The organism is Streptomyces scopuliridis (assembly GCF_042790125.1).
Taxonomy (GTDB): Bacteria; Actinomycetota; Actinomycetes; order Streptomycetales; family Streptomycetaceae; genus Streptomyces; species Streptomyces scopuliridis_A.
The window spans coordinates 1-2,253 of the sequence record NZ_JBHTZS010000072.1; the positions used below are offsets into that span (position 1 = coordinate 1).

Genomic DNA, 2,253 nt, shown 5'->3' on the forward strand with positions numbered 1-2,253 from the left:
CTTGTATTGCCGAGCTCTCCGGCTCGTGCGGCCGAGGAAGTCCGCCGCGGTCAAACCTCGATCCGGTGATCCCGAGATCGGTCGGGCACCTGTGCGGCAGTTGCCGTTCCTGCCACCCTGGAAGCCAGGGGATACCGCTTCCCGGCCGGCCCTGACGGACCGGAAGCGATCGAGGGGGACAACTGATGACAGGCTTCCTGGCGGGCTTACCGACCTTCTGGGCCTTCGCGCTCGTCTGGGCCGGCGCTTTCACGACATTCATGGCGTACTCGCTGGTCCGACTCCGCTACGTGCTCCGGCGTGACCGGCAGGCCATCGGACGCTTCGTCGAAACCGGTGCCGCCAAGCCCGTTCTCGCCATGTACCACCTTGAGGGAGAGCGGGCGGCGACCCAGGCCGGGATCCTGCTGCTGTCCCCCGGGCATCGCCCCTCCCGCGGCCGACGCGGGAAGGCCCGGGACACACGACCGGAATCGCACCCCCTGCTGGCAGCACTCCACACGGCCGTTCACGACGCCGGAGGGAACGGCTCCGTGGAGGAAGTGATGGCATCACCCCGCTTCCCGGCCTTCAGCACCCAACTGAGGCAGGCGGCGCGGCGCGACCTCCCCACACGTCGGACGCGCGACATGCCCGGCGCAAGGGAAGCCTGGGCGGCGGTGTTCGGTCTGTTCGGCGTCCTCGTCTACGGCATCGGGTTCTACATCCGTCAGCCGGACGCGAACGGGCTCTGGTTCGTGATCGCCCTGGCCGTGCACGCGCCGGTGGCGGTCTGGCTCGCCGTCGCGGACGAGCGGGCGGGAGAGGCTCAGTGGCCCGAGTTCGAGGCGCTGTGCGAGCGCTGCGTCACCCGGGCACAGGTCCGCGTCCTTCGACCGAAGCGGGCTGCCGGTACGGACCCTGCCCGTACCTCCGGCTGGGCCAACGACGGCGGTGTCGGCGCGTCCAGTTCGTGCGGCGGTGGCGGCTGCGGCGGCGGGATATGAGCCGGCCGCGGCGTACCCTCGGTATCTGGCGGGCCAGCCGGCGCTTCCGGAACTGGACGCAGCCGACGTCGCGTAACTGGCCGGACGTGCACAGGGATGTCGCGTACCTCACCCGGAAGTTGGGCCGCTGGCATCCCGATACACTCCTCGCCCGCTCACTGGTGTCCATGTGGCTCAGCAGCGAAGGTCGGCACGCCGACGTCCAGAGACTGGCCGAGGCGGAAGTGGCCGACAGGACCGCCGAGTTCGGAGGTGATGACCCCGAAACCCTGAGGTCGCGCCGTCTGCTCACCTCCGCCCTCCGCAAGGTCGGTGACCTGGACCGAGCCGTCGCCGAGACACGGGCCGTCGTGGAGGACTCCGTCCGGGTGCTGGGCTCCGACCACGCCGACACCCATCGCTGCCGGGCGGATCTCGCCCAGTACCTCGCCGAGAACGGGGAACCGGCCGAGGGAGTACGCCTGCTGCGCGCCCTGTACACGGAGTCCCGGGCCTTCGGACCGAAGCGGCAGGAAGAGACCCGTTCCATCCGCCACCACCTCGTCCTGGCGCTGGAGTTCAAGGGCGAGTTCCAGGAGGCCCTCGACCTGTTGGACGAGGAGATCGCCGACGAGTTGGGGACGATCTACGGCGTCGACGAGTTCCTTGGCGACCACACGATGGAGGGTTTGCGGGAGTGGCGCAGGCGTCTGGTCGCCAAGGCTGCCTCTACTCAGCCTGGCGCTGGCTGCTGACCCGACGCCGTCCGTCGCCCCGGCCAACCTCCTCCGCATCAAACAGAACGTGTGCCGGCCAAGGCTCTTGGCCTGTGCGGGAGCCTCCGGAGCCAGGTCATAGGTGCCAGGCCGGCGAGTCGTGTCAACAGCCCTGTCGTCCGGACCAGTCGGTGTCGGCTGACGCCTGGGGTGCGGCCCGCCTGTGCCGACGCCGCCAACGCCGCGGCCAGGGAGTCGGCGGACGATGCGCGGTGGTGCTGCCGTTTCCAAACCCCGAAGTCCGGGGACCGGGGATGGGGGTGTCAGGCGGTGGCGGGTGCCTCCTTGTCCTGCCTGAGTCCGGCGGTGAAGAAGTCCGTCAGCTTGACCACTGCCGGGGTCACGTACTCGTCCAGGTCGTAGAGGTCGACGTGGCCGGCGCCCTCGATCCAGAAGAGTTCCTTCGGAGCACGGGCCCGCTTGATGCCGTCGATGCTGAAGTAGTCGGAGATCGCCTCGGTGCCGGCGATCATCAGCAGCGGGCGGGGCGACATGAGGTCGGCCTGCCGGAA

The 2,253-nt window shown here is 69.6% G+C and carries 2 protein-coding genes and 1 pseudogene; 2 read left to right on the top strand and 1 reads right to left on the bottom strand.

Annotation, left to right across the window (positions count from 1 at the left end; genetic code table 11):
• Positions 1-185 precede the first annotated feature (185 nt).
• Both ACFRKB_RS38875 and ACFRKB_RS38880 read left to right on the top strand, forming a co-directional pair.
• Entirely contained in the window at positions 186-986 is an 801-nt protein-coding gene (locus ACFRKB_RS38875; RefSeq protein ID WP_383111297.1) for a hypothetical protein, read from the top strand.
• Positions 987-1,153: 167 nt separating this feature from the next.
• Entirely contained in the window at positions 1,154-1,720 is a 567-nt protein-coding gene (locus ACFRKB_RS38880) for a tetratricopeptide repeat protein (RefSeq protein ID WP_383111298.1), read from the top strand.
• Positions 1,721-2,004: 284 nt separating this feature from the next.
• Here the strand turns inward: ACFRKB_RS38880 and ACFRKB_RS38885 are convergent.
• Positions 2,005-2,253: pseudogene (locus ACFRKB_RS38885) on the bottom strand (alpha/beta hydrolase); the annotation flags it as partial.

Coding starts and splice junctions, on each gene's coding strand:
- ACFRKB_RS38875 (WP_383111297.1), top strand. CDS start 186: ATGACAGGCTTCCTGGCGGGCTTACCGACCTTCTGGGCCTTCGCGCTC.
- ACFRKB_RS38880 (WP_383111298.1), top strand. CDS start 1,154: ATGTGGCTCAGCAGCGAAGGTCGGCACGCCGACGTCCAGAGACTGGCC.